This is a genomic window from Streptomyces sp. NPDC004031, from assembly GCF_053604375.1.
Genome location: NZ_JBSGHL010000087.1, coordinates 1 through 25,561 on the forward strand (window position 1 = coordinate 1; position 25,561 = coordinate 25,561).

General features: G+C 75.5%; 20 protein-coding genes and 1 pseudogene. 4 read left to right on the top strand and 17 right to left on the bottom strand.

Annotated elements, in window-relative coordinates; genetic code table 11:
* The 4 genes from ACWERV_RS34310 to ACWERV_RS34325 form a co-directional block, all read left to right on the top strand.
* The coding region (locus ACWERV_RS34310) for a ricin-type beta-trefoil lectin domain protein (protein ID WP_452940587.1) at positions 1 to 2,289 on the top strand (2,289 nt) is incomplete at its 5' end.
* Between the two features lie 131 nt (positions 2,290 to 2,420).
* Positions 2,421 to 3,536 carry a ricin-type beta-trefoil lectin domain protein gene (locus tag ACWERV_RS34315; RefSeq protein WP_452940589.1) on the top strand — a complete coding sequence of 372 codons (1,116 nt, stop codon included), beginning with the start codon at positions 2,421 to 2,423 and terminating at the stop codon, positions 3,534 to 3,536.
* 43 nt (positions 3,537 to 3,579) lie between these two features.
* Complete coding sequence (locus tag ACWERV_RS34320; protein ID WP_452940591.1) at positions 3,580 to 6,207, top strand: glycoside hydrolase family 97 catalytic domain-containing protein; 2,628 nt, start codon at positions 3,580 to 3,582, stop codon at positions 6,205 to 6,207.
* Positions 6,204 to 7,652 carry a glycoside hydrolase family 76 protein gene (locus ACWERV_RS34325; protein ID WP_452940593.1) on the top strand — a complete coding sequence of 483 codons (1,449 nt, stop codon included), beginning with the start codon at positions 6,204 to 6,206 and terminating at the stop codon, positions 7,650 to 7,652. The genes ACWERV_RS34320 and ACWERV_RS34325 overlap by 4 nt, the downstream gene beginning before the upstream one ends.
* 58 nt (positions 7,653 to 7,710) lie before the next feature.
* Here the strand turns inward: ACWERV_RS34325 and ACWERV_RS34330 are convergent, their stop codons facing one another.
* From ACWERV_RS34330 to ACWERV_RS34410, 17 genes and pseudogenes are all read right to left on the bottom strand, one after another.
* Complete coding sequence (locus ACWERV_RS34330; RefSeq protein ID WP_452940595.1) at positions 7,711 to 8,661, bottom strand: alpha/beta hydrolase; 951 nt, start codon at positions 8,659 to 8,661, stop codon at positions 7,711 to 7,713.
* A 103-nt stretch (positions 8,662 to 8,764) separates the two neighbouring features.
* Positions 8,765 to 9,460 carry a 4'-phosphopantetheinyl transferase family protein gene (locus ACWERV_RS34335; protein WP_452940596.1) on the bottom strand — a complete coding sequence of 232 codons (696 nt, stop codon included), beginning with the start codon at positions 9,458 to 9,460 and terminating at the stop codon, positions 8,765 to 8,767.
* Positions 9,457 to 10,767, bottom strand: coding sequence for an aminotransferase-like domain-containing protein (locus ACWERV_RS34340; protein WP_452940598.1), 1,311 nt, complete (start codon positions 10,765 to 10,767; stop codon positions 9,457 to 9,459). Before ACWERV_RS34340 ends, ACWERV_RS34335 begins: the two co-directional genes overlap by 4 nt.
* Positions 10,764 to 11,855 (bottom strand): alpha-hydroxy acid oxidase, encoded by a 1,092-nt coding sequence (locus ACWERV_RS34345; protein WP_452940600.1) that lies wholly within the window; start codon positions 11,853 to 11,855, stop codon positions 10,764 to 10,766. The genes ACWERV_RS34340 and ACWERV_RS34345 overlap by 4 nt, the downstream gene beginning before the upstream one ends.
* A 493-nt stretch (positions 11,856 to 12,348) precedes the next feature.
* Complete coding sequence (locus ACWERV_RS34350) at positions 12,349 to 13,362, bottom strand: hypothetical protein (protein WP_452940602.1); 1,014 nt, start codon at positions 13,360 to 13,362, stop codon at positions 12,349 to 12,351.
* Positions 13,359 to 13,661: a phosphopantetheine-binding protein gene (locus ACWERV_RS34355; protein ID WP_398192499.1), complete on the bottom strand. Its 303-nt coding sequence runs from the start codon at positions 13,659 to 13,661 to the stop codon at positions 13,359 to 13,361. Before ACWERV_RS34355 ends, ACWERV_RS34350 begins: the two co-directional genes overlap by 4 nt.
* Before the next feature lie 52 nt (positions 13,662 to 13,713).
* Entirely contained in the window at positions 13,714 to 14,646 is a 933-nt protein-coding gene (locus ACWERV_RS34360; protein WP_452940604.1) for a 3-oxoacyl-[acyl-carrier-protein] synthase III C-terminal domain-containing protein, read from the bottom strand.
* Positions 14,643 to 16,103 (bottom strand): condensation domain-containing protein, encoded by a 1,461-nt coding sequence (locus tag ACWERV_RS34365; protein ID WP_452940606.1) that lies wholly within the window; start codon positions 16,101 to 16,103, stop codon positions 14,643 to 14,645. Before ACWERV_RS34365 ends, ACWERV_RS34360 begins: the two co-directional genes overlap by 4 nt.
* Complete coding sequence (locus ACWERV_RS34370) at positions 16,100 to 17,737, bottom strand: class I adenylate-forming enzyme family protein (RefSeq protein ID WP_398192505.1); 1,638 nt, start codon at positions 17,735 to 17,737, stop codon at positions 16,100 to 16,102. The genes ACWERV_RS34365 and ACWERV_RS34370 overlap by 4 nt, the downstream gene beginning before the upstream one ends.
* Before the next feature lie 79 nt (positions 17,738 to 17,816).
* A complete protein-coding gene (locus ACWERV_RS34375; protein WP_398192507.1) occupies positions 17,817 to 18,788 on the bottom strand; it encodes an alpha-ketoacid dehydrogenase subunit beta in 972 nt (323 codons plus the stop codon).
* Positions 18,788 to 19,762 (bottom strand): thiamine pyrophosphate-dependent dehydrogenase E1 component subunit alpha, encoded by a 975-nt coding sequence (locus tag ACWERV_RS34380; RefSeq protein WP_452940607.1) that lies wholly within the window; start codon positions 19,760 to 19,762, stop codon positions 18,788 to 18,790. The genes ACWERV_RS34375 and ACWERV_RS34380 overlap by 1 nt, the downstream gene beginning before the upstream one ends.
* A complete protein-coding gene (locus tag ACWERV_RS34385) occupies positions 19,755 to 20,711 on the bottom strand; it encodes a phytanoyl-CoA dioxygenase family protein (RefSeq protein ID WP_452940609.1) in 957 nt (318 codons plus the stop codon). Before ACWERV_RS34385 ends, ACWERV_RS34380 begins: the two co-directional genes overlap by 8 nt.
* Positions 20,711 to 21,805: a 4-hydroxyphenylpyruvate dioxygenase gene (gene hppD / locus ACWERV_RS34390; protein ID WP_452940611.1), complete on the bottom strand. Its 1,095-nt coding sequence runs from the start codon at positions 21,803 to 21,805 to the stop codon at positions 20,711 to 20,713. The genes ACWERV_RS34385 and hppD overlap by 1 nt, the downstream gene beginning before the upstream one ends.
* 70 nt (positions 21,806 to 21,875) lie before the next feature.
* Positions 21,876 to 23,156: a beta-ketoacyl-[acyl-carrier-protein] synthase family protein gene (locus ACWERV_RS34395; RefSeq protein WP_452940613.1), complete on the bottom strand. Its 1,281-nt coding sequence runs from the start codon at positions 23,154 to 23,156 to the stop codon at positions 21,876 to 21,878.
* The gene (locus tag ACWERV_RS34400; protein ID WP_452940615.1) at positions 23,153 to 23,725 is read right to left on the bottom strand and encodes a beta-ketoacyl synthase chain length factor; all 573 of its coding nucleotides are present in this window, start codon (positions 23,723 to 23,725) and stop codon (positions 23,153 to 23,155) included. Before ACWERV_RS34400 ends, ACWERV_RS34395 begins: the two co-directional genes overlap by 4 nt.
* Positions 23,726 to 24,147: 422 nt before the next feature.
* Complete coding sequence (locus tag ACWERV_RS34405) at positions 24,148 to 25,302, bottom strand: beta-ketoacyl synthase N-terminal-like domain-containing protein (RefSeq protein WP_452940617.1); 1,155 nt, start codon at positions 25,300 to 25,302, stop codon at positions 24,148 to 24,150.
* Positions 25,295 to 25,561: pseudogene (locus ACWERV_RS34410) on the bottom strand (hypothetical protein); the annotation flags it as partial. The gene ACWERV_RS34405 and the pseudogene ACWERV_RS34410, both read right to left, overlap by 8 nt.

A 25,561-nucleotide genomic window follows, 5' to 3' on the forward strand; every position in this document is an offset into this window, starting at 1 on the left:
CTGATCTCCTGGCTCGACTGCGCCAAACAGCACGGACTGCCCATCACCTACCTCGGCGGCTGGAACGAACGCGGCCACGACGCCAACTGGTACGTCCAACTGCGCACCGCGCTCAACACCGCGGGCTACGGCAACGTGCAGCTCGTCGCCGACGACTCCGGGTGGCAGGTCGCCGACGACATGGCGTCGAACTCCGCCTTCAACAACGCCGTGTCCGTCATCGGCGCCCACTACCCCTGCGCGGGCGGTGACGGCGGCAACGCCGACACCTGCTCGTCCTCGACGGCCGCGAAGAACAACGGCAAGCCGCTGTGGGCCAGCGAGAACGGCTCCCTCGACATGAACTCCGGCGCCCCGGCGCTGATCCGCTCCATCGTGCGCGGCTACACCGACGCGCGCATGACCGCGTACCTCAACTGGCCCCTGGTGGCCGCGCTCTACCCCAACCTCCCGTACGACACCGTGGGCCTGGCCACGGCCCCCTCGCCCTGGTCGGGCAGCTACTCGATCGGCGAGAACACCTGGGCCACCGCGCAGGTCACCCAGTTCGCCCAGCCCGGCTGGCAGTTCGTCGACTCCGCCTCCGGCTACCTCGGCGGCGCCGAGACCAACGGCGCCTACGTCACTCTCAAGTCGCCCAACGGCAAGGACTACTCGACCGTCCTGGAGACCACCACCGCCACCGCCGCGCAGACGGTGAACGTCCACGTCCAGGGCGGCCTGTCCACCGGCACCGTGCATGTGTGGGCCACCCGGGTCAACAGCCCGAGCGCTGCCACGGACTTCGTGCACAGCCAGGACGTCACCCCGTCCGGCGGCTCCTACGCGCTGACGCTTCAGCCCGGCTGGATCTACACCGTCACCACGACCACCGGCCAGGGCAAGGGCACCGCGACCTCCCCGGCCGCGCACGCCCTCGCGCTGCCCTACTCCGACAGCTTCGACGGCTACGGCAACGGCACCGAGGCGCGCTACCTGTCCGACATGCAGGGCGCCTTCGAGGCCCAGCCGTGCGCCAACGGCCGCTCCGGGCAGTGCGTGCAGCAGATGGCGGCCACCAAGCCCATCGAGTGGCAGGACGACTCAGACGCCTTCACCCTGGCCGGCGACCCGACCTGGACCGACTACACCGTCAGCGTCGACGTCGACCTGCGGCAGGCCGGCACGGCCGAGGTACTGGGCCGCGCAGGCCTGCAGAACCGCCCGCAGAGCCACCAGGCGGCGTACGAGCTGCGGGCCGACGACGGCGGCCGCTGGTCGATCGTGCGCACCTCCGCGGCCGGGACCTCCACGACGCTGGCCTCCGGCACCCGCGCCGCGCTCGGCACCGGCTCCTGGCACACCCTGGCGCTCGGCTTCTCCGGCGACCAGATCACGGCGAGCGTGGACGGCGGCACCCTCGGCACCGTCCACGACAGCACCTACGCGGCGGGCCAGATCGGCTTCGGCGTGGCGGGCTACCAGACCGACCAGTTCGACAACCTCTCGGTGACGCCGAACGCCGCGGGCAGCATCGGCGGCATCCTCAAGGGCAGCGGCTCGGGCCTGTGCGCCGACGTACCGGCCGCGAGCCGCACCAACGGCACCCAGGTCGCCCTGTGGGACTGCACGAACGGCGACAACCAGCGGTGGACGGCGACCCCGTCCGGCCAGCTCACCGTCTACGGCGGCGCCAAGTGCCTGGACGTCGCCAACTCCGGCACGGCCGACGGCACCGCCGTGCAGATCTGGGACTGCAACAACACCGCGGCGCAGTCCTGGAGCGTCCGGGCCGACGGCTCGGTGGTCAACACCGGCTCCGGCAAGTGCCTGGACGCCACCGGCAACGGTGTCACCCCCGGCACCCTGCTGGAGATCTGGACCTGCAACGGCGGCGCCAACCAGATCTGGGCCCGCGGCGCGGTGTCCGGCCCGGTCAAGGGCGGGCAGTCCGGCCGCTGCGTCGACCTCGCCGCCTTCGCCACGGCCAACGGCACCCGGCCCACCCTGTGGGACTGCAACAACGGCAGCAACCAGATCTGGACCTCCACCGTCACCGACCAGCTCACCGCCTACGACACCAAGTGCCTGGAGGTGACCGGCGGCGCCACCGCCGACGGCAGCCCCGTGGAGATCTGGGACTGCAACGGCAGCGCGAACCAGCAGTGGCGGGTACGCGCGGACGGCGCGGTCGTCAACGTCGCCTCCGGCAAGTGCCTGGACGCGGTCGGGCAGGGCACCGCGAACAACACCGCCCTGGACATCTGGCCCTGCAACGGCCAGCCCAACCAGGTCTGGCGGCGCTCCTAGCCTCACCGCCTTCCCTGTCCCCCCACGGGCACCCCGCCGCACCGGACGTCCGCACCCCGCCGGTGCGGCGGGGCCCCACCCCGGCACCACCCCGCACCGCACCCCCCACCCCCCCCACAAGGAGCGATCAGATGACCGGACGCACCCCCCTCGCCGTCCTCCCCGCGGTCGCGTTACTGGCCGCCGCCACCGCGGCCGCCGTCCCCGCACACGCCGCCGCCCCCGTACCGGACGCCGCCCGGCAGAGCGCGCTGCGGCTCATGCCGCTGGGCGACTCCATCACCTGGGGCGTCGGCAGCAGCACGGGCAACGGATACCGCGGCCCGCTCTTCTCCACCCTCACCGCAGGGGGCTACGTCCCCGACTTCGTCGGCTCCGGGCGCGGCGGCACCATGTCCGACCCGGACAACGAGGGCCACTCCGGCTGGCGGATCGACCAGATCGACGCGATCACGGACTCGGCGCTGGCCACGTACAAACCCAACGTCGTCACGCTCATGATCGGCACCAACGACCTCAACCAGGGCTACCAGGTGGCCACCGCCCCGGACCGGCTGCGCGCCCTCGTCGACCGGATCGCCGCCGACGCCCCCGGGGCGACGATCCTGCTCGCGGACCTGATCACCTCCACCTCGGCGCCGGTCGTCCAGGCCGAGCCCGCCTACAACGCCGCCGTCCGGCAGATCGCGCAGAGCGAGCAGGCCGCGGGACGGCATGTCGGCTTCGCCGACATGGGCGCCCTCACCAGCGCCGATCTGGCCGACTCGCTGCACCCGAACGACACCGGCTACCAGAAGATGGCCGCGGCCTGGAACACCGCTCTCACCGCCGCCGACGCCGCGGGCTGGATCACCGCCCCGCAGCCGGTGACCGGGTCCTACCACTCCGGCGTCGCGGGCAAGTGCCTGGACGTCAACGGCGGCTCGTCCGCGAACGGCACCGCCGTGCAGATCTGGGGCTGCAACGGCACGGCCGCGCAGAGCTGGACGGCCGCCGCCGACGGCACCGTGCGCGCGGCCGGGAAGTGCCTGGACGCCTACGACAACGGCACCGCCGACGGCACCCGCGTGGAGATCTGGGACTGCAACGGCGGCGGCAACCAGCAGTGGCAGCCCTACAACGGCGGCCTGCGCAACCCCGTCTCCGGCCGCTGTCTGGACGACCCGCAGCTGTCCACCACCGACGGCACCCAGCTGGTGCTGTGGGACTGCAACGGCGGCGCCAACCAGCAGTGGTCCCTCACCTGAACCGTCGCCACCCGGTCCGCACCCCCCACCCTAGGAAGCCCTCATGCCCCACACCCCGCACAGACGGCTGCTGCGACGCTGGCTGCTGGCGCTGCTCCTCCCGCTCGCCGTGCTCGCCGTCCCGGCGCACAGCGCGGCCGCGGCCACCGGCTGGACCGTCAGCGGCCCCTCGGCCGGCTCCCCGACCGCGGCCCAGGTCACGCTGGACAACGGCAGCCTCACCTTCGCCGCCACCAGCCGCGGCCAGAGCGTGCTGTCACCGTCCCCCATCGGCATCCGCACCAGCGCCGCCGACCTCACGAAGAACCTGACCTTCCTGCAGCGCAGCGACCGCACCGTCACCGAGTCGTACAGCATGACGACGGGCAAGCAGCGCAGCCGCTCCACCCGCTACACCGAGAGCACGCTCTCCTTCTCCGGCACCGGCGGCGCGCGGCTTGACATCGTTGTCCGCGCCTCCGACACCGGAGTCGCCTACCGCTACGTGCTGCCCGGCAGCGGCTCGGTGACCGTCACCGGCGAGGCCTCGTCCTGGACGGTGCCCGGCTCGTCGCCCGTCTGGCTGGCGCCGCCGGACCCCGAGGACCAGGGCCAGTGGTTCGGCAGCACGGCCTCCGGCGCCCCCGCCAACACCTACCGGCAGCCCGCGCTCTTCCAGGTCGGCGGCGCCTACGCGCTGGTCGCCGAGACCGACCTCGACGGCCGCTACGCCGCCTCCTCCCTCGCGCACACCGCCGGGTCGGCCACCTACACCGTCGCGCTGGCGAGCGGTGTGACGACCTCGCTGCCGCTGTCCACCCCCTGGCGCACCGCCGCGCTCGGCAGCCTCGCGGAGGTGACCTCGTCCACGCTCGTCGACGACCTGGCACCGCCGTCCAAGGTCTCCGACACCTCGTGGATCAAGCCCGGCGCGGTCGCCTGGTCCTGGCTGAGCGAGCACGGCAGCCCGTCCAGCGAGGCCCGGCAGAAGAGCTATGTCGACTTCGCCCAGCGCCAGGGCTGGCCCTACGTGCTGGTCGACGAGGGCTGGTCGTCCTCCTGGGTGCCGGACCTGGCCGCGTACGCCAAGGCCCGGGGCGTGCAGCTCATCCTCTGGTTCAACTCCTCCGACCTGCGCACCGCCCAGCAGCGCGACCAGTGGCTGCCGCAGGTCAGGGGCTGGGGCGTGGCCGGGGTCAAGATCGACTTCATCGACGAGTACACCCAGCCGACGCTCCAGTGGTACGACGCGGTGCTGGCGCAGACCGCGAGCCTGAAGCTCATGGTCAACTTCCACGGCACCGCCATGCCGCGCGGCATGCAGCGCACCTGGCCGCAGGTGGTCGCGGCCGAGGCGGTGTACGGGTCGGAGCAGTTCCGCAACCGGGCGGCCTTCGACACGATCCTGCCCTTCACCCGCAACGTGATCTCCAGCATGGACTTCACCCCGGTCGTCTTCAGCATGACCGGCCGCGACACCACCGACGCGGCCGAACTCGCGACCGCCGTCGTCTTCGAGTCCGGCTGGCAGCACTTCGCCGACAGCCCGGAGAGCTACGAGGCGCATCCCGAGGCACTGCGCATCCTCGACCAGCTGCCCACCGCGTGGGACGAGACCCGGCTGCTCGGCGGCACCCCCGGCAAGGACGTGTACGTCGCCCGGCGGGCCGGCGGGCGCTGGTTCGTCGGCGGCATCTCCGCACAGGCCGCCACGACCCACTCCACCCCGCTGTCCTTCCTCGGCTCCGGCCAGTGGCTCGCCGAGACCGTACGGGACGGCTCCGGCGGCCTGACCCACGACACCAGGGTCGTCACCTCCGCCGACACCCTGTCGGTGGCCGAGTCCGCCGACGGCGGTTTCGTGACCGCGCTGTGCCCCTACACCGCGGGCCTGACCACGTGCGACCCGCACGGCCAGTCCGGCGCCCTGAAAGGAGCCGAGTCCGGGCTGTGCGTGGACGTGCCCGCCTCGGCGCAGACCGACGGCACCCGGGTGGCCCTGTGGGACTGCAACGGCCAGGCCAACCAGCAGTGGCACGCCACCTCCGCCGGGCAGCTGACCGTCTACGGCGGCGCCAAGTGCCTCGACGTCAGCGGCTCCGGCACCGCGGACGGCACCGCCGTGCAGATCTGGACCTGCAACAACACCCCCGCGCAGGTGTGGAACGTCACCGCCGACGGCACGGTCGTCAACCCGGCCTCCGGTAAATGCCTGGACGCCACCGGCAACGGCAGGACCGACGGCACCCTGCTGGAGATCTGGACCTGCACCGGCGGCGCCAACCAGAACTGGGCCCGCGCGAACACCACCGCCCCCTACAAGGGCGGCGGGTCCGGCCGCTGCATCGACCTGCCGAACGGCAACCAGGCCAACGGCACCCGCCCGGCGCTGTGGGACTGCAACGGCGGCACCAACCAGCGCTGGTCCTCTACCGTGACCGGCGAGTTCACGGTCTTCGCCAACCGCTGCCTGGAGGCCGCGGGCGGCGCCACCGCCAACGGCACCGCCGTCCAGATCCACGACTGCGACGGCACCGCGGGCCAGCAGTGGAAGGTCCGCTCGGACGGCACGATCGTCAACACCGGCTCCGGCAGGTGCCTGGACGCCTACGACAACGGCACCGCCAACGGCACCCAGCTGGAGCTGTGGGACTGCAACGGGCAGAACAACCAGATCTGGAGGCGGTCATGACCCCGTCCGCACCCCGCCGCCTGGTCGGGCGCGCCCTCGTCGTCCTGCTGGGCTGGGCCCTGCTGCTCCTGCCCGGCGCCGGGGGCGCCCAGGCCGCGGGCGGCGGCCCGGCAGGCAGCAGCGTCGCCGTCCTCATGCAGTCCTACGACCCCGGCACCGGCCGCATCGGCAGCGACTGGTGGACCTCCGCGGTGTCGCTGAGCACCGTGATGACCTACCGGCAGGCCACCGGCGACAGCAGCTACGACTACGCGATCTCCGGCGCCTTCGCCAAGAACGGCAGCTTCACCAACGACTACATCGACGACACCGGCTGGTGGAGCCTGGTGTGGCTGCAGGCGTACGACATCACCGGCAACACCGCCTACCTGAACATGGCCAGGACCACGGCCGACTACATGCACAGCTACTGGGACGGCACCTGCGGCGGCGGCGTCTACTGGAGCACCGCCAAGACGTACAAGGCCTCCATCGCCAACGAGTTGTTCCTCGCCGCGACCGCCGGGCTGCACAACCGCATCCCCGGCGACACCACCTACCTGGGCTGGGCCACCGCCGAGTGGAACTGGTTCAAGAACACGGGCCTCATCGACGGCAACCTCGTCCGCGACGGCCTCGACGCGTCCGGCTGCGGCTTCCACACCGCCGACTACACCTACAACCAGGGCGTCATCCTGCAAGGCCTCGTCGAACTCGACCGCGCCACCGGCGACAGCTCGCTGCTGGACACGGCGCAGTCCGTCGCCACCGCCGCCACCCAGCACTTCAGCCGGAACGGCGTGCTCTACGAGGGCTGCGAGCCCAACTGCTCCGGCGACGGGCAGGCGTTCAAGGGCATCTTCGCCCGCTACCTGCGCGCCCTCGCCACCGCCACCCGCACCACCCGCTACGACAGCTTCCTGACCACCACCGCCGACTCCATCCTCGCCAACGACACCGACAGCTCCGGCCGGCAGGGCAACTCCTTCGTCGGCCCCTTCGCCCTCTGGTCGCCCACCACCCAGGCCGCCGCCGCGGCGACCCTCACCGCCGCCGGGGCCACCACCACGCCCACCGGAGCGGGCGTGCTGCGCGGCCAGGGCTCCGGCCGCTGCGCCGACGTACCCGGCGCGTCGCAGACCGACGGCACCCGGATCGCGCTGTGGGACTGCAACGGCCAGGCCAACCAGCAGTGGACGGCCACCGCCGCCGGGCAGCTGACGGTCTATGGCGGCGCCAAGTGCCTGGACGTCAACGGCGCCGGTACGGCCGACGGCACCGCCGTGCAGCTGTGGACGTGCAACGGCACCTCGGCGCAGGTGTGGACGCTCCGCTCCGACGGCACAGTGCTCAACCCCGGCTCCGGCAAGTGCCTGGACGCCACCGCCAACGGCACGGCGAACGGCACCCAGCTGGAGATCTGGTCCTGCAACGGCGGCGCGAACCAGAAGTGGTCGCGCGGCTGATCCCCGGCGGGTTCCCGTGACGGCCCCGCGGCGCGCCGCCCCCCGGCGCGCCGCGGGGTCACCCCTTTTCCGGCGGCAGCCCGAAGCAGCGCCGCAGGTGCCGGGCCGCCTGGGCGGTGGCCTCGGCGGCCGCGTCCACGGCCCCGGCCATCGCGAAGAAGCCGTGCGCCATGCCCGGGTAGCGGGTCGCCTCCACCGGCACACCCGCCTCGGCGAGCCGCCGCGCGTAGGCCTCGCCCTGGTCGCGCAGCGGGTCGTACTCCGCCGTGACGACCAGCGCGGGCGGCAGGCCGCGCAGGTCGGTGGCGCGCAGCGGCGAGGCCAGCGGATCGGCGGCGTCGGCCGCGCCGGTCAGGTAGTGGCGGGTGTACCAGGCCACCGAGTGGTGGTTGAAGAGGTACGGGTCGGCGTTCTCGCGCATCGAGCCGTCGTCGGCGAGCTGGTCGGTGTTGGGGTAGACCAGGACCTGGGCGGCCAGCGGGAGATCACCGTCGGCCCGCGCCAGCAGCGTCACCGCGGCCGCCAGGTTGCCGCCCGCGCTGTCGCCGCCGACGGCCAGCCGGGCACGGTCCGCGCCGATCTCGGCGGCGTGCTCCGCGACCCAGCGCAGGCCCGCGTGGCAGTCGTGCACCGCCGCCGGGAAGGGGTGCTCGGGTGCGAGCCGGTAGCCGACGCCGACGACCAGGCAGCCGGCCTCCGCGGCGAGCGTGCGGCACAGCAGATCGGCGGTGTCCAGGCTGCCGAGCGTCCAGCCGCCGCCGAAGTAGTAGAGCAGCGCGGGCAGTTCGCGTCCCGGTCCGGGCCGGTAGATCCGCAGCGGCAGCGGTCCGCCGGGACCGGGGACGGTCCGCTCGGTGATCTCGTGGAGTTCGCGCGGGCTGCCGCCGGACGCGCGGACCGCGGCGAGGTCGGCGGCGCGGGCCTGCTCCACCGAGAGCGCGTAGAGCGGTGTCGCTCCGCTGCGGGCGCGCTGGTCGCGCAGGTCCTGGAGCTGCGGGTCGAGGGGCATGGGATCGCGTGCCTTCCGGTGGGCCGGGGTGCGGCGGGTCACGGTGCGGTGTGTCGCGCTGGGGTGGGTCGGGCTGCGGTGCGTCGGGGCCGGGCGCGGGTGGTCAGGGTGCGGGGGACTGGGGCGGCCAGGTGTGGTGGGTGACGGCGAAGTCCGCGCTGCCGGACAGCGCCACCGCAGCCCGGTAGCCCGCGGGCGCCGGGATGTCGTGGACCCGGTAGCCCCGGGCCCACGCGTCCCGTGCGGGGGTGTCCGGCGGCGGTCCGCCGGCCGGCACCGGGACGCGCAGGCCCTCGGTCAGGCGGCCCCCGTGCGCCTTCGTCAGCGCCTCCTTGCGGGCCCACAGCCGGGCGAACCGGCGGGCGCGGCCGTCCGGATCGGCGACCGCCGCGACCGCGGCCGACTCCTGCGCGGGGAAGTAGCGGCGGGCCATCGCCACCGCGTCCAGCCGCGGCAGCACCTGCTGGACGTCCACACCGACGGGGCGGGAAGCGCACAGGGCGACCATGGCGACCTCGCCGGAGTGCGAGAGGTTGACGTGCACCCCGCTCCAGCGCCCGGCGGGCTCGGGCTTGCCGTGCGGGCCGCGCGTCCAGCGGATCTCGTGGGGCGGCGCGCCCAGCGACCCGGCGACGATGTGCCGCAGCGCGCCGTGCGCGAGGACGAAGCGGCGCCGGTCGTCGGCCGAGCGGTACGCCGCGGCGCGCTGCCGCTCCTCGTCGTCGAGGACGCCGAGCAGCTCCGTGACGAGCCGCTCCGACCGCCGGTCGGCCACCACCCACACCTGGACCGCCGTCACCTCCGCGCCCCCGGCGCGTCCGCGTGGGCGCGGACCAGGGCGGCGAGGCGGCGGACCCCCTCCTCGACGCGGTCGGGCGGCAGCGCGCTGCACGACAGGCGGATGCGGTGGCGGCCGCCGCCCGATCCGGCGGAGTAGAAGAAGCTCATGGGCGTCCACAGCACGCCGTACTCGCGGGCCGAGACCTCCAGCATCGCCTCGTCCGCGGTCAGGGGTACGTCCACGACGGCGAAGAAGCCGCCCGCGGGCGCGTTCCACCGCACCCGCGGCTCGTCCGCGAACTCCCGCTCCAGCGCGGCCAGCAGGGTGCGCAGATTGGCGCGGTAGAAGGCCGTCTTCGCCTTGCCCGCCGCCCGCACGCTGCACCCCGACTCGACGAGGAAGCCGCCGACGACGGCCTGCGCGACCGGCGAGGTGTTGACCGTCAGCAGGCTCTTGACGGTCGAGAGCTCCTCGGCGAGCAGTGTGCGCCGCCCGTCCGCGCCCACCACCACCTGGTCGGCGACCAGGAAGCCCACCCGCACACCGGGGAAGCACGACTTCGCGAACGAGCCGAGGTAGACCACCCGGCCGCCCGGGTCGAGCGCCTTGAGGGTCGGCCGCGGCGCGTCGTCGATCCCGAACAGCCCGTACGGGTCGTCCTCCAGGACCAGCAGATCCGCCTCCTCGGCCACCTCCAGCAGCCGCCGCCGGGCGGGTACGGGCATGGACGCGCCCGAGGGGTTGGCGAAGCTCGGCACCACGTAGAAGGCACGCGGCCGCCGGCCCGACGCGCGTACCGCGGCGGCGACCTCGCGCACCGTCTCCGGGTCCAGGCCGTCCGCCGACTCGGGCACCGGGACGACCTCGACGCCGAGCACCCGGGCCGCGCCGGTCAGCCCGACGTAGCAGGGCTCGACGGCCAGCACGACGTCACCGGGCCGCGCGCACAGTCCGCGCAGCGCGATGACCATCGCCTCCTGGCACCCCGCCGTGACCATCACCGCCTCCGGCGGCACCTCCACGCCCTCGTCCACCGCGAGCATCCGGGCGATCAGGTCGCCCAGGTATCCGTTGGTCCTGCCGTACTGGAGCAACTGCCGCTCGCGCTGCTCGCGGGTCAGGCCCAGCGCCTCCAGGTGGGCGAGGTAGCCGCGCAGGTAGCGGTGCAGGTCGTCGGTGGCGTGGAAACCGTCGTACGGGCGGCCGGCCGCGAGCGAGACGGCGTCGGGGAAGCGGGCGGCGACCTCGTTGAGGAAGTTCATCGACGCCGACTCCGGGTCGGACACGGACATGTGCAGGTCGTCGCGCGACAGCTCCACCGTCATCGGGCTCCTCCTCCAGTCGCGACCGCCGAGGCGTCCAGCGACGCCAGGTCCGGGCGGCCCGCCAGCGCCATGGTGTGCGCCAGCTCCTCGGTCACCAGGTCCAGCACGCCCGACACACCCGCGGCGCCGGCCGCCGCGAGGCCCCACAGCACCGGGCGGCCCAGCAGGACGGCACGCGCGCCGAGCGCCAGCGCGGCGAAGGCGTCGGTGCCGCCGCGCACCCCGCCGTCGAGCAGGACGGGGCAGGCCCCGCCCACCGCACCCGCGACCTCCGCGAGCACGTCCAGGCTCGCGGGAGCGCCGTCCAGCTGCCGCCCGCCGTGGTTCGAGACGATCACGGCGTCGGCGCCGTGCTCGACGGCGAGCCGCGCGTCCTCCGCCGTGAGGATGCCCTTGAGCACCAGCGGCAGCGCGCTGCGCCCGCGCAGCCAGCCGAGATCGGCCCACGTCACCGCCGGATCGACCGCCTCGGCCGCGTGCACGGCGAGCGCGGAGCGCCCGGCGGCGGCCACATGGGCGGTGGCCGTCAGCGCCGCGTCGAGATTGGCGGCGCGGATGCCGGGCCCGAGCGCGAAGCCGTTGCGCGCGTCACGGTGCCTGCGGCCCAGCCGCGGCGCGTCCACCGTCAGCACGATCGCGCGGCAGCCCGCGGCCGCCGCGCGCTCGACCAGGTCGGCGAGGGCCTCGCGGCGGCGCAGCCAGTACAGCTGCATCCACAGCGGCCCGCGCGCGCTCGCGGCGATCTCCTCCACCGAGCGGCTCGCGTAGATGCTCACCACGAACAGCGCCCCGGCCGCCTCCGCACCGCGCGCGGTCGCGATCTCGCCCTCCGGGTGCGCGAGTTGGTGGTACGCGGTGGGCGCGACACCGACCGGCGTCCGCAGCCGCGTCCCGAGCAGCTCGACACCGGTGTCGCAGCGCGAGACGTCGACGAGGACGCGTGGCCGCAGCGACACGCGCTCGAAGGCCCGCCGGTTGGCGGCGAGGGTCCGCTCGCGCTCGGCCCCGCCGTCGATGTAGTCCCACACCGGCCCGTCCAGCCGCTGCCGCGCCGCCCGCTCGTACCCGGCGAGCGTCGGGGCGGTCACCGGCGCGCTCCCACGGCTTCCCACGCCCGGCCGCCGGCCCGGCGGCACCCGTGTCCGGCGGGCGCCGGTGGGCTCGCGCGGTCCGCGTCCAGGAGGCCGCGGGCGGCCGGGGCGCTCCGTTCCCGCCTGGCCAGCCGGTGGCGGCCGGGCCCGGCGGGTACTGGTGCCGCTCCGTGGTCCAGGCCTGGGAGGTCGGGGGTTTTCCGGGGCGGGGTGTTGAGCCGGTGGCGGCCGGGCCCGGCGGGCGCTGGCACGTTTCCGTGGTGCGGGCCGGGGAGGCTGGGGGCTTTACGGGGCGGGGTGTTGAGGCCGGGCCCGGCGGGTGCTGGCACGTTTCCGTGGTCCGGGCCGGGGAGGCCGGGGGCTTTACGTGGCGGGGTGTTGAGGCCGGGCCCGGCGGGTACTGGTGCGGCTCCGTGGTGCGGGCCGGGGAGGCTGGGGGCTTTACATGGCGGGGTGTTGAGCCGGTGGCCAGGCCCGGCGAGGGGCGTCGTCATCGGGTGGCTCCCGCGGGTTCCCGTGTGGTGACGGGTGGGAGGTCCAGCGCGGCCAGGGCGAGGCCTTCGGAGGCGGGGGCGCGGTCGGCCAGGACCAGACGGCGGGGGGTGGGGGACGGCTGCGCGAGCGCGTCGGCCAGTTCCCACCACACGCCCGTGCCGGGGCGGGACGCGGCGGCGTGGCGCAGCCGCGTCCCGGCGCCGAGGTCCCGCGCGCCGAGGCCCGGTCCGAGCACCGCGACCGCGTCGCCCGCGCCCGCGCCGAGCGCGTCGTGCACGTCCGCGGCGGTCGCGTCGCCCGTGCGCAGGGCGCCGAGCCCGGCGGGCTGTTCGCCGGGCGCGGGCGGGCCGAGGAGCAGGGCGACTCCGTAGGCGGCGTCGGGGAGCAGCGGCGGACCGGGCACGGCCGCGCGGGCGTCCGGGGGCGGCGGCGCGGGGGAGCCGTCCGCCGCGGCCGGTTCCGGCGGCGGGTACGGTGCCGCCGCGGTGCCGCCCGGCCCGGGTGAGGTCAACGGGGGGTACGGCAGGGCGGGTTGTTCGACGACGAGGAGGAGCGCGCGGGGGAGGGCGGCGGTCGTTGCGTAGGCGTGGATCAGCCGCAGGGCGGTGAAGGCGGCGGCCGGGCCCTGGTCGGCGACGGCGAAGGCCAGCGGGTTGCCGGGGCAGACGTGGCTCAGCCAGGTCGCCGTGGCGCGGCCCGGGGTGACGTCCGGGACGGCGTACGCGAGGACGAGCAGATCGATCTGCTCGCCCGCGGGCACCGCCCGGCGGATCAGCTCCGCGGCCAGGTCGCCGTAGGCGTGGCCGCCGCGGTCGGGCGGCTCCGTGCCGAGGGCGAGCCCGTACGGGCGCAGCAGGTCGGTGAGGTAGACGCGCAGCCGTTCGGTGCGCTCCGGGTCCGGCGCGGGGGGCGCGGGCTCCGGGAAGGCGAGGCGGACGGCCCGGCGCACGCCCCAGCCCGCGGGGGCGGCGCCGGCGGCCGTCGCCGCCGCCAGGGTGCGCACGCTCACGCGTCCGCGTCCGTCAGCAGGTTGCCCGCGACGTAGTCGGCGAGCGAGCCGACCGTGCCGAAGTCCTCGCGGCCCAGCTCCTCGACGCTGATCTCCAGGTCCAGCTGTTCCTCCAGTTCGAGGACGAGTTCGAGGCCGGTGGTGGAGGTCAGCCCGAGCGCGTCGAGCAGCGCGGTGTCGGCGGTCACGGCGTCGACCTCGCGCTTGAGGACGCGCGGCAGGAGGCCGCGGATGCCGTCGACGAGCCGGTCGCGCAGCTCGGGGTCGGTCGCGGTCGGGGCGGGGTGCTGCTCCGTCATCGGTCAGGCCTCTCAGGGGGGTTCGGGGTCGTGCCCGGGGGAGGGGGCGGGGTCAGTGGACGAGGACCATCGCCGAGAAGGCGGCGCCGAGCCCGGCGCCCGCGGCCGCCATCACGTACGGTTCGCCCGGCCGCAGCAGCCCGCGGTCCAGCGCGGTGCGGTAGTTGACGAAGGCGTCGGCGCAGAAGACATGGCCGGTGTCGGCGACGTTGTCGAGCAGCACGCGCTCGCGCGGCACGCCGAGGATGCGGCACACCTGGTGCCAGGCCACGCGGTTGACGTTGTGCGGCAGGAAGAGCGTCACGTCCTCGGCGGTGAGTCCGGCACCGGTGAGCGCGGCGGTGATCGCCGCGGCGAGCGCGTCGGCGTACACCCGCTGGAATTCCGCGGCGAGTTCGGGGGCGTCGCCGTCGAACTCGCCGCGCTGCTCGACCGCGTAGCCGAGCACCCGGTCGCGCGGTCCGGCCGCGGTCACCAGGCAGGCCGCGGCGCCCTCGCCGAAGAAGGAGGTGGCGGGGACCAGTTGGGCCTCGGGGGTGAACGCCTTCTCGCCGCTGAGGACGAGGGCGAGCCCGTCCGGGTCGCCGTCCGCGGCGAGCAGCCGCCCCGCGGCGTCGACCGCGAGCAGCCCGGAGGCGCACGCGTGGTGGCCGACGGAGAAGACGGCGGCGTGGCCGAGGCCGTACTCCGCGCAGACCGCGCGCACGGGGTCGTACGGGTAGGGCGCGACGGTCGGGAAGGTCCGCGCGTGCAGCACGTACCGCACGTCCCGCTCGCGTCCGCGCAGCGCCGGGAGCAGCCGGGCGAGCGCGCCGCGCAGCAGGTCCTCCAGCGTGCCGTCCGGATCGCGGGCGACCTCGCCGAGCCGGTGGTAGCGGCGGAAGACCTTGACCTGCATCCGGGTGAGCCCGAGCGGCCCGGCGACGTCCTCGACGGGCAGCCGGCCCTCCGGCACGTAGGCGGCCACCGCGCTGAGCGCCGTCACCGGGGGGACTCCGCTGCCCCGACCGGCTCGCCCGCGTCCGCGGGCACGTCCACAGGCGCGTCCACGGACGCGTCCGCGCCGCCGTCCGGCAGCGCCGCCTCGATCGCCGCCGCCTCCATGGCATACGCGAAGGCCTCGGCCTGGGCGGGCGAGACGTAGTGCGTGTCCATGTGGATCTCGAAGCGCAACCCGCCCTGCGGGGCGTCGTCCACGTGCACGAAGAACCGCTCCGTCTGGTCCTCCTTCTGCTCGTACCAGCGGAAGACGGTGTCGCGGCGGGCGTCGCGCAGCTCGCGCGCGTCCGTCGGCGCCGTGCTGCCCTCGGGCGGCAGGGCGTAGCTGCTGCGGTCGTTGAGGTACGTCCTGATGTTCGCGTCCGTGCCGCGCTCGACCGAGATCCGCGCGACCAGCTCGTCCAGCGCCTCCGGGTCGAAGTAGGCGTGCTTGTAGGCCGTCATGGCGCCCTGCCCGGCGCGCCGCACGGCGTCCGCGGCGTCCGCGCCGGCCACGTCGATCGCGCACACCCCGGCCTGCGCGACCATGCAGACCACGTCGGACAGCGCCGCCCGGAAGCGGTTGCCGACCACCGGCCGGACCACCACCGGGCTGATCCCGGTGGCCCGGTGCAGTCCGATCGCGAACAGTCCCAGCAGGATGCCGGGGACCGCGGCGCCGGTCCGCGCGGCGATGTGCGGCAGTGCCGCCGTGAGCGCCGGGGAGTGGAACTCGGCCCCCCAGTGCCGGGGTTCGCGCGGATCGGTGGGGCCGGGGAGCTGCCGGTCCGGCATGGTCCGCAGGACGTTCTCGAAGTGCCGCATCGCTCGGGCGTTCTGCCGCTGCCCCGCGGGCGAGCGCTGCCAGCGGGCCTGCTCCAGCTGTTGCATGCCGCCGACCGGGGCGGTGTCCCGGGTGCCCACCTGGCCCAGCATGATCGCGCCGCCGAGGGCGTCGGTGGCCAGGTGGTGCATGACGGTGACCAGGTGGACGGGCCGGCCGCCCTGCCGCACCGCGCCCATCCGTACCGGCCACTCCGCGCAGAAGTCGAACTCCCGGTCGCGGTAGGCCTGTTCGACGGCCGCCGCGACCTCGTCGGCGTCCGCGCCGGGAGCGGCGTCGTACACCTCCAGCGTGATCTGCCCGGTGGCGAAGAGCCGTTGCATGGCCCGGCCGCCCGGGGCGAGCCGCAGCCGGGTGCGCATCGAGGGGAAGCGCTCCAGCAGGTAGCGCAGCTCGGCGGCGAGGTCGGCGAGTGTGGTGCCCGGCGCCAGCGGGGCGCGGCCCCCGATGGGCAGCGGGTTGCGCTGCCGCCCCATGGCCTGCCAGATCTCCCACATGCCCCAGGACATCTCGTCCTCGCCCTCGCCCTCCCCGGCGAAGCCCACCACGATCCGCTCGGCGACGACCGGAGCCGACCCGGTCTCCGGGACCGGTGCCCCGGCCCGCTGCTCGTCCGTCATGCCCCCACCTCCGCCGTACGGGCCCGGTGCTGCTCGCGCATCAGGAACTTGCGGACCTTGCCCGTCGGGCCCGTGATGAGGTCGGCGTCCGAGATGACGACGACGCGGCGCAGCGTCGCCGCGGCGGCCGGGGTCAGGGCGGCGCGGACGGCCGGGGCGCGGTCGGCGTCCGGGTCGGCGCCCTCGTGCAGGGCCAGCAGGACGTCGGTGACGACCTGCCCGCCGACCCGGTCGGAGACCACAGTGCAGTCGTGCACGTCCGGGCACGCGGCGAGGATCCGCTCCTCCGACATGGCCGTGTAGAGGCGCTCGCCGCCGCCGAGATCGACCGCGTCCACCGCCCGGTCGACGTGGAAGTAGTAGCCCTCCTCGTCGCGGTACATCAGGTCGCCGGTCAGGTAGTAGCCGCCCAGCCGGTTGCGGTAGGTGGCCGCGGAGTCGTTCCAGTAGCCCGGCGCCAGCGTCGGGGCCCTGAGCCCCAGTTGGCCGACCTCGCCCGGCGGGACCTCACGGCCGGTCGCGGTGTCCAGCAGCGCGACCTCGGCGAAGCCGTGCGGTACACCGACGCAGCGGCCGTAGCGCTCGGTCGTGCGGGTGTGGGTGATGTGGAAGGCGGAGTGGCCCATCTCCGTCGAGCCGAGGCCGTCGACGAAGCTGGAGCCGGGCATCCGGCGCACCCCGCCGCGGGTCGCGGTCTCGCGCGAGCCCGCGGCGACCAGCCGCCGGATGTGCGGCTCGTGCGCGCAGTCCCCGGTGTTGAACCACAGCGACACCGACTCCAGGTCGCGCGCCGCCAGATCCTGCCGGGCCAGCTGCGCCCAGGTGGCGGCGAAGCCGAGGACCCCGGTGGGCCGCCAGCGCTCGATCGCGTCGACGACCGCCGCCCCGTCGTTCTGCGTGGACAGGAACAGCAGGTCGCTGCGCAGGCACAGTGCCATGTTCAGCGCCGAGATCCCCGCCGCGTGCGCGGCGGGGAGCGCGCTGAGGATGCGCGCGGCCCCCCGGGCGCGCGGCGCGGTCAGCCGGAAGAGCCGCATGGCGGCGAACAGGCTCGCGTGCGAGTGCACCACGGCGGCGGGCATCCGGGTGGTGCCGGAGGAGTGCGTGACGGCGATCGGGTCGTCGGCGTGGTGCCGGTACGGCGCGGGCGCGCGTCCCGGGTCGCCGGTTCCGGTGTCCGCCGCGTCGGCGTGCAGGGTGAGGCCGGGCAGGTCGTGCCCGGCGAGCCGCTCGCGGTGCGCGGGGTCGGTCACCAGCGCGCCGGCGCCGAGCTTGCGCAGGTAGGCGGCGGCGGTGTCGCCGGTCAGGTACTGGTTCATCAGCGCCGGGATCGCGCCCAGCCAGGTGAGGGCCAGGAAGGTCAGCAGCGTGTCGGCCGAGCCGGACACGTACACCGCGACGGGGTCGCGCGGGCCGACGCCCCGCTCGTGCCACCAGGCGGCCCGTGCGGCGACCCGCTCCCGCAGCGCGCCGAGCGTCAGCTCGGTCCCGGCCGGGAGCCCGTCCACGGGCTGGTCGAAGGCGGCGCCCGGACCCCCGGGGTCGGCGCCGTGCTCGAAGAGTTTGGGCAGGACGTTGCCCGCGCCCAGTTCCGGGTCGGCGGCGAGCCTGGCCCGGATGTCGCTGCCGGTCACGGTGTTCCTCCTGAGTGTCGCCTCGTCGTCATGTCGCCTTGTCGTCCCGCTGCCGCGCGGGCGGCGGTGGTGGTGCCGCTCATCCGCCGCGCACCGCCTTCTCCACCGCGGTCCGCAGCTGCGCCCGGGTCGGCTGGCACGCCAGGTCCAGCTCGCGCGCGAAGGGGAGCACCGCCCCGTCAGGGCGGGTGACCCGGCGGGGCGGGGCCGTCAGCCGCATCTCCTCCGCGGCGGTCGCGACGATCTCCGCGCCGATGCCGCACGAGCGGTTGGAGTCGTCGACGACGACCAGCCGCCCGGTCCGCTCCAGCGACGCGGCGAGTCCCGCCCAGTCGAAGGGGTGCAGCGAGCGCGGGTCGAAGACCTCGACCGACACCGTCCCGGCCAGCTCCTCGGCGACCGCGAGCGCGTCGTGCACCAGGTGCCCCACCGCCACGACGGTTACGTCGGTGCCCGCGCGGTGCACCCGCCCCGAGCCCAGCGGTACGGGGCCGAGCGCGCCGAAGTCGGCGTCCTCGCGCACCCCCAGCGCGGCCGAGGGCGCGAAGACCACCACCGGGTCGTCGTCCCGGATCGCCGTCACCAGCAGCCCGTAGGCGTCCGCCGGCGTGGCCGGCACCGCCGTCTTCACCCCGACGTGCGCGAAGAGGCTGTAGGGGTGGTCGGAGTGCTGGCCCGCCCAGCTGTCGCGCGACCCGGAGCCGGGCAGCAGGTACGTCACCGGCACCCGGGTCTGGCCGCCCGTCATGAGCGAGAACTTGTGTGCCTGGTTGGCGATCTGCTCGAAGGCGAGGAAGAGCAGCGCCGGGATCTGGAACTCGATGAGCGGGCGCATCCCCGCCATCGCCGCCCCGGTCGCGAAACCGGTGAACGCCTGCTCGGAGATCGGAGTGTCCAGCACCCGGTCGCGGCCGAACCTCCGCAGCAGCCCCGCCGTCACATTGGTGACGGCCACCCCGACGTCCTCGCCCAGCACGACCACGTCCGGGTCGCGCTCCATCTCGTCGCCGATCGCCCGGTTGAGGGCCTTGAGGTAGGAGAGCCGCGGCATCACAGCGCCCCCGCCCTGGGCCGCAGCCCGGTCGCGTACAGGTGGTCCAGCGCGGTCGCCGGGTCCGGGTGCGGTGCTTCGAGCGCGTACCGCACGGCGTCGTCCAGCACCCGCGCGGTCTCGGCGTCGGCCGCGGCGCGTACGGCGGCGGGCAGCCGGGCGCCCTGGATCTCCAGCGGGTCGCGGGCCCGGCCCGCCGCGGCCTCCTCCTCGCTGCGGTAGCGGGGGCGCGCGGTGTGCTCCCACGTGTGGTGCGCGTCGAAGCGGTAGGTGGTGCACTCCAGCAGCGCCGGGCCCGCGCCCGACCGGGCCCGAACGACGGCCTCGGCGGTGGCGTCGCGCACGGCCTCGGCGTCCATGCCGTCCACGGTGACCGCGGGGATGCCGAAGGCCGCCGCGCGGCCCGTCACGGTGCCGGCCATGGTGTCCGCGGGGCGCATCGAGGTGGCCCAGCCGTTGTTCTCGCAGACCAGCACGAGCGGGACACGCCACAGCGCCGCCAGGTTGCACGCCTCCAGTACCACGCCCTGGCTGACGGCCCCGTCGCCGAAGTAGCTGAGCACCACCCGGTCCGAGCCGCGCTGCCGCAGCGCCCAGGCCGCGCCCGCCGCGATCGGCACCGCCGCGCCGACGATCGCGTTGGCGCCCAGCACGCCCGCGGCGAAGTCGGCGGCATGCATCGAGCCGCCCCGGCCCCGGTTGAGCCCGGTGTCCCGCCCGGCGAGTTCGGCCATCATGCGGGCCGGGTCGGCGCCCTTGGCCAGCACATGGCCGTGCCCGCGGTGGGTGCTGGTGATCAGGTCGTCGGTCCGCAGCGCCGCGCACGTCCCGGCGGCGACCGCCTCCTGCCCGGTGCAGGGGTGGATGCCGCCGGCCACGACACCGGCCCGTACCAGCTCGACCGCCCGCTGCTCGAAGCCGCGGATCAGCGCCATCGTCCGGTAGAGGCCCGCGGCCCCGTCCGCGTCAGCCACGCTCCCGCGGCCCTTCGCCGCGCCACAGCACCGGGCAGTACGCGGGGTCGGCGTAGTCGGGGCGGCCGTCCGGCAGCCGCCGTACCAGCACGTCGTGGTTGTAGACGGCCTCGCCGCCGCCCTCCAGCGGGAAGCGGCGGTAGGCGTTGTCGCCGTCCTGGAGGTGGAAGGAGACCGCGCGGCGCGGCCGGCCGCTGATGTTGGGGCCGCTGCCGTGGTAGGTCCGGCAGTGGTGGAAGCTCATGTGGCCCTTGGGGATGACCAGCGGCACCTTGCGGATCTCCGCGCCGTTGTGGGCGGCGTTGGCGGCGAGCACCGCCTCCAGCTGGTCGCGGTCGCGGTCGGCGAAGTGCCGGGTCATCGAGTCCTCGCGGCCGGTCTCCCGCCACCGGTGGCTGCCGTCGACGACGGTGAGGGTGCCCATCTCCTCACCGCAGTCGTGCAGGGGGACGAAGGCGGTGAGCATCCGCTCCGAGGTGCAGGTGGACCAGTAGTGCTTGTCGATGTGCCAGGGCACGATGTTGCTGGGCTCGCCCGCGACCGGCGGCTTGAGGATGAGCGTCGATTGGAAGACCCGGATCTCGGCGGCCCCCGCCAGCCGGGCGGCGACCGCGCCGATCAGCGGCTTGCGCAGGATACGGGCGATCGGGTCGCTCTCGACGTGCACGTAGTCGTTGTGCCGCTGCACCGGCCCGTCGGACGGCTGCCAGGCCGCGAGCCGCGGCGGGCGGACCGGCAGCGTACGGCTGCGCTCGCCCGCGTAGTAGCGCTCGCTCGCCGCCACCAGCTCGTCCACCTCGGCGTCGTCGAGCAGCTTCTTCGTCAGGTACCAGCCGTGCTCGGCGTAGAAGGCCACGTCGGCGTCGTCCGGCAGCAGCGCCGCCTCCGCCTCGGTGAGGGTGAAGTCCGCTGCCGCGAGGGCGGTCGTACGGTCCTGGTCGACGGTCATCACAGGCCTGCCTTCGTGGTCGCGCGGACGGCGGCGAGCTCGCGCTCCTTCGCCTCGTAGAGGGCCGGGATGTTGCTGGTCCCGAAGGTGCGGGCGCCGTGCCGCTCGATCAGCTCCCAGAAGTACGTGCGGCGTACGTGCATCGACCGGGCGAAGATCTGGTACATCTGCCCCCAGTGGTCGCGGTCGACGAGGATGCCGCGCGGCCGCAGCCGGTCCACCGGCAGGTCCACGGCGCCGAGCCGGCTGCCGAGCGAGCTGTAGTAGCTCGCCGGGGTGGGCGCGAAGCCGACGCCCCGGCCGCCGAGCGCGTCCACGGCCTCGACGATGTCGTCGGTGGTCAGCGCCAGGTGCTGCACGCCCGGACCGCCGTGCCAGGCCAGGAAGTCGTCGATCTGGCCGGGGGTACGGCTCAGGTCCGGCTGGATGAGCGTCAGCGTCGCGTTGCCGCCGGGGCTCTGCACCACCTGCGAGAACATGCCCTGGCCGCCGACCTCGATGTACTCCTCGAAGATCAGGTCGAAGCCGAAGGCCGCCCGGTAGAAGGCGACGGTGGCCTCCAGCGTGCCCGCCTCCAGGCACACCGCGGCGTGGTCGATCGTCCGGAGCAGGCCGGGACCTTCCGGCGCGGCGGGCTCCTCGTCCACGGGCACGATCGCGCCGGGCAGGAAGTCCCCGGCGGCGCCGTGCCGTTCGACCAGGCGGTGCACCACGTCGCCGAAACCGGAGACGGTCGCGGTGCGCACCGACGCGTCCGGGCCCTCGTACGTGCGCGGCGGCCCGACCGGGGTCGCACCGCCCGCCACCGCCGCAGCGAAGGCGGCGCCGGCGTCCCGGGTGCCGAAGGCGACCACGGCCACCCCGTCGCCGTGCCGGGCCACGTAGTCCACCGCCGGGTGGTCGGGGCGCAGGCCCGAGGTCAGCAGCACCCGGCAGTCCCCCTGGACGAGCAGCAGGCTGCGCTGGTCCGGCAGGCCCGTCTCGGGGCCGCCGTGCCCGTGCACCCGGAAGCCGAAGGCCGAGCACAGGACGAACGCGGCCTGGCGCGCGTCGCCCACGTAGAACTCGACATGGTCGATGCCGAGGTAGTCCATTGCCGCTCCTTGGTCGATGACGTGCGGTGCGGGCGCGGGGCGGTGCCGTGAGCGGACCGCCGCGCGCCGTTCAGACGGTGCGGGCGAGCCGGGTGCCCGGCGGGCCGATGACGAGGCTGACGTTGTGGCCGCCGAACCCGAAGGAGTTCGACATCACGTGGCCGATCCCCGGGGCCGGGCGGGGGGCCTTGCGGACGTGGTCGAGGTCGCAGTCGGGGTCCGGGTCGTCCAGGTTGTGCGTCGGCGGCAGCACCCCGCGGCGCAGCGCGAGCACGCTCACCGCCGCCTCGACCACGCCGGACGCGCCCAGCATGTGCCCGGTGACGGCCTTGGTGGCACTCACCGGCGGGCAGCCGTCCGCGCCGAACACCCGGCGGATCGCCAGGGCTTCGGCCCGGTCGCCGATCTTCGTGCTCGTGCCGTGCGCGTTGACGTAGCCGATGTCGGCGGGCGCGAGGTCCGCGTCCGCGAGCGCCCGGCGCATGCACGCGGCGGCGCCCTCGCCCTCCGGATGCGGGGTCGTCGGGTGGTGGGCGTCGTTGGTGGCGCCCCAGCCCGCCAGGCCCGCGTAGGCCGCCGCGCCGCGCGCGTCCGCGTGCTCCGCGCGCTCCAGGACCAGCACCCCGGCGCCCTCGCCGAGCACCAGGCCGTTGCGGCGGCGGTCGAAGGGACGGCTCGCCCCCGCCGGGTCGGCGGCCCAACCACGCGCCAGGGCGCGGGCGTTGGAGAAGGTGTCGGCCAGCGTCGGGAAGAGCGGCGCCTCGCTGCACCCGCACACCACGACGTCCGCCTCACCCGCGCGCAGCAGCCGCAGCCCCTCGCCCACGGACTGCGCGCCCGCCGCGCACGCCGTCCCGATCGACGAGCTGTAGCCGCGGATGCCGTGCCGGATCGCCACCCGGGCGGCGCCCATGTTCGGCAGCATCCCCGGCAGCAGGTACGGGCTGACGCCCAGCCGTCCGCGCTGCGTGCGCGTCACGACCTGCGCCTCCAGCGTCGCCAGGCCCCCGGTGCCGGACAGGATCACCCCGATGCGGTACGGGTCGACGTCCCGTCCCACCTCGATGCCCGCGTCCGCCAGCGCGTCGGCCGCGGCCCGCAGCGCCATCACGATGTAGCGGTCCACCACCCGGGTCTCGGGCGCGGGCAGCACGGACGCCGGATCGACCGGCGGGCCGAACGCGGCGACGTCCACGCTCCCCTCCAGCGCACTCCCGGCGGGCGGCCGCACCAGCCCCGACCGCCCCTCGCACATCGCCGCCACGACCTCGGCGGCGCTCGTGCCCACCGGGGTGACCATGCCCATCCCGGTCACGACGACCTCGCCGCCCGTGCCTCGCGCACCTGTCACGGGACATCCCCTCCACTCAGCAGTACGGCCGCGGCGCGGTCCCGCGCCCCGGCGGTCGCCGCCTGCTCCACCCGGATCAGCAGCACCTCGTCCGCGTCGCCGTCCTCGATCAGCAGCGCGGCCACCTCCACACCCGAGGCGGCGTCGGCGACGCACACCACGGGCCCCAACAGCCCCCAGCGGGCCGCCACATGACCGGCCACGGCGTTCGGCACGGCCTGGAAGAACGCCAGCGGCCCCGGCCGCCCCCCGCCGTCGACCGTCTCCGCCACACCCACGGCCTGCTCCAGATCCCCCAGCGCGCTGACCACGACCACGCCGGTGGACGCGACCGGCCCCCCGGCCCGCCGCCCCAGACACCGCCGCGCGACCTCCGCGGCGAGCGGGCTGAACGACGACCCGACAAAGCCGGGCAGCAACGGGACCTCCCCTTCCTCCGCGCCCTCCGGCCAGCGCGCGGCGGCCGGCACGCGCAGCCCGAACGCGCGGGCGAGCGCGACGACTTCCGCGTCGTGCCCGGAACCTTCCGCAGGAGCGGACGACGCCTGGCCGCTGTCGCCGCCGGGCACGCCGGAGCTTGCCGTGACGGGAGCGTGCGGTCCGTTCTCCCGTGGGGGAGCGGGGGATCCGGCGTGGGGTCCGGGGTCCTGCTCCGGCCCTCGCGCCGGAGGGTCGGGCACCACCCGGTCCGCCGGGTACGCGGTCGCCGGGGTCCGGCGGTCGCCGTCGGGGACGGAGGTCAGGGCTGGTGCGTGGCCGGTGGACGCGGGGGAGGCCGGGGCCGCGGGGGGCGTCGGGGAGGCCTGTGGGTGCGGCGACGCGGCGGGTCCGGCGTGGCGCCCGGGGTCCTGCTCCGGCTCTCGCGTCGGAGGGTCGGGCACCACCCGGTCCGCCGGGGTCCGGCGGTCGCCGTTGGGAGCGGCCGGGGCTGCGGGGGGCGTCGGGGAGGCCTGTGGGTGCGGCGGGCGGGCCGTATCGCGCGTGGTGGGCGTCATGCGGCGGCCACCAGGAGCGCGGTGTTCGCGCCGCCGAACGCCGTTGTCAGGCTCAGCGCGTACGGGGACGTGGCCGGTGCCGGGGCGTCGAGGACGAGCCCCAGACGGCAGTCGGGGTCGGGGCCGAGCCAGCCTGCGTTGACCGGCAGCCGGCCCGCCGTCAACGCCGAGACGGTGACGACGAGTTCGAGCAGCGCGCCCGCCTCCAGGGCCTGCCCGTGCACGGCTTTGGTGGAGCTCACCGGCAGCGTCGCGGCCCCCGGGCCGAACACCCGGTGCAGCGCCGCCGCTTCGGCCGCGTCGCCCGCGGGCGAGCCGGAGCCGTGCGCGTTGACGTAGCCGATCCGCTCCGGCGCGAGGGCCGCCCGGCGCAGCGCGGCGGTGACCGCGCGGGCCAGGCCCGCGCCGTCCGGCCGGGGACGGACGACGTGATGGGCGTCCCCCGCGCGCCCCCACCCCGCCAGCCGCGCCAGCGGCCGGGCCCCGCGGTCGCGCGCCGCCGCCGCGGACTCGACCACCGCTGCCACCACCGCGTCGCCGAGCAGCAGCCCGCTGCGTCCCGCGCTGAAGGGCCGCACCCGCCCGTCCCGGGCGAGCGCCCGCCCCGCGTCGAAGAGGGCGAACTGGTCGGCGTCGACCAGGTATCCGGCCGCCACCACGACGCGCTCGGCCCGTCCCCGGGCGACGAGCGCGGCGGCGTCCGCGACGGCGGTGCTCGACGCGACACAGGCCGAGGTGTACGCGCGCGCCGCACCGGACAGCCCCGCCCGCCGGGCGACGCCCTCGGCGAAGCGGCCCGCGCCGTGCGCCGCCCGCTCACTCGCGGCCACCCGCGGCAGCGCGGGGTCGCCGTGCACGGCGAGGTGCAGCGGGCAGCGGGCGCGCAGCGCGGCCGACAGCCCGGCCTGCTCGCACGCGAGAGCGATCATCCGCGGCAACTCGTCGGCGAGCACGGGCGATCCGGGATGCACGGCGGCGTGCCCGGCCCGCTGCCCGCCGACGCCGAAGCGCTCCACGGGCGTGAAGCCCGGCCGCCCGGCGAGCACGGCCGCCATGAGCGGCTCCGTCCCGACCCCGAACGCACTGAGCACCCCCACCCCGCTGAGGACGACCTCCTCCGCCCCGCGCCGCACCTCGCCGCCGTCATCCACGCGCGCCGCCGTCCCCGCCCCGCGAGCCTGCCGCGGCCGGGCCGGTGGACGCGGATCCGTCCGCCACCGGGGACGCGGTGCCGGCTCCGGAGCCGCCTGCCGGACCGGTGGCCGCGGTGCTGTCCGCGCGGGCGGTGTGCGCGTCGCCGAGCGGGACGTCCGCATGGTGGGGGGTCGCACCCTTCCACGCCGCCGTGTTCGGCGGCATGGCACGCAACATCGCGCGGGCGGCGGAGCGTTCGGCCGCGCAGGAGAAGGC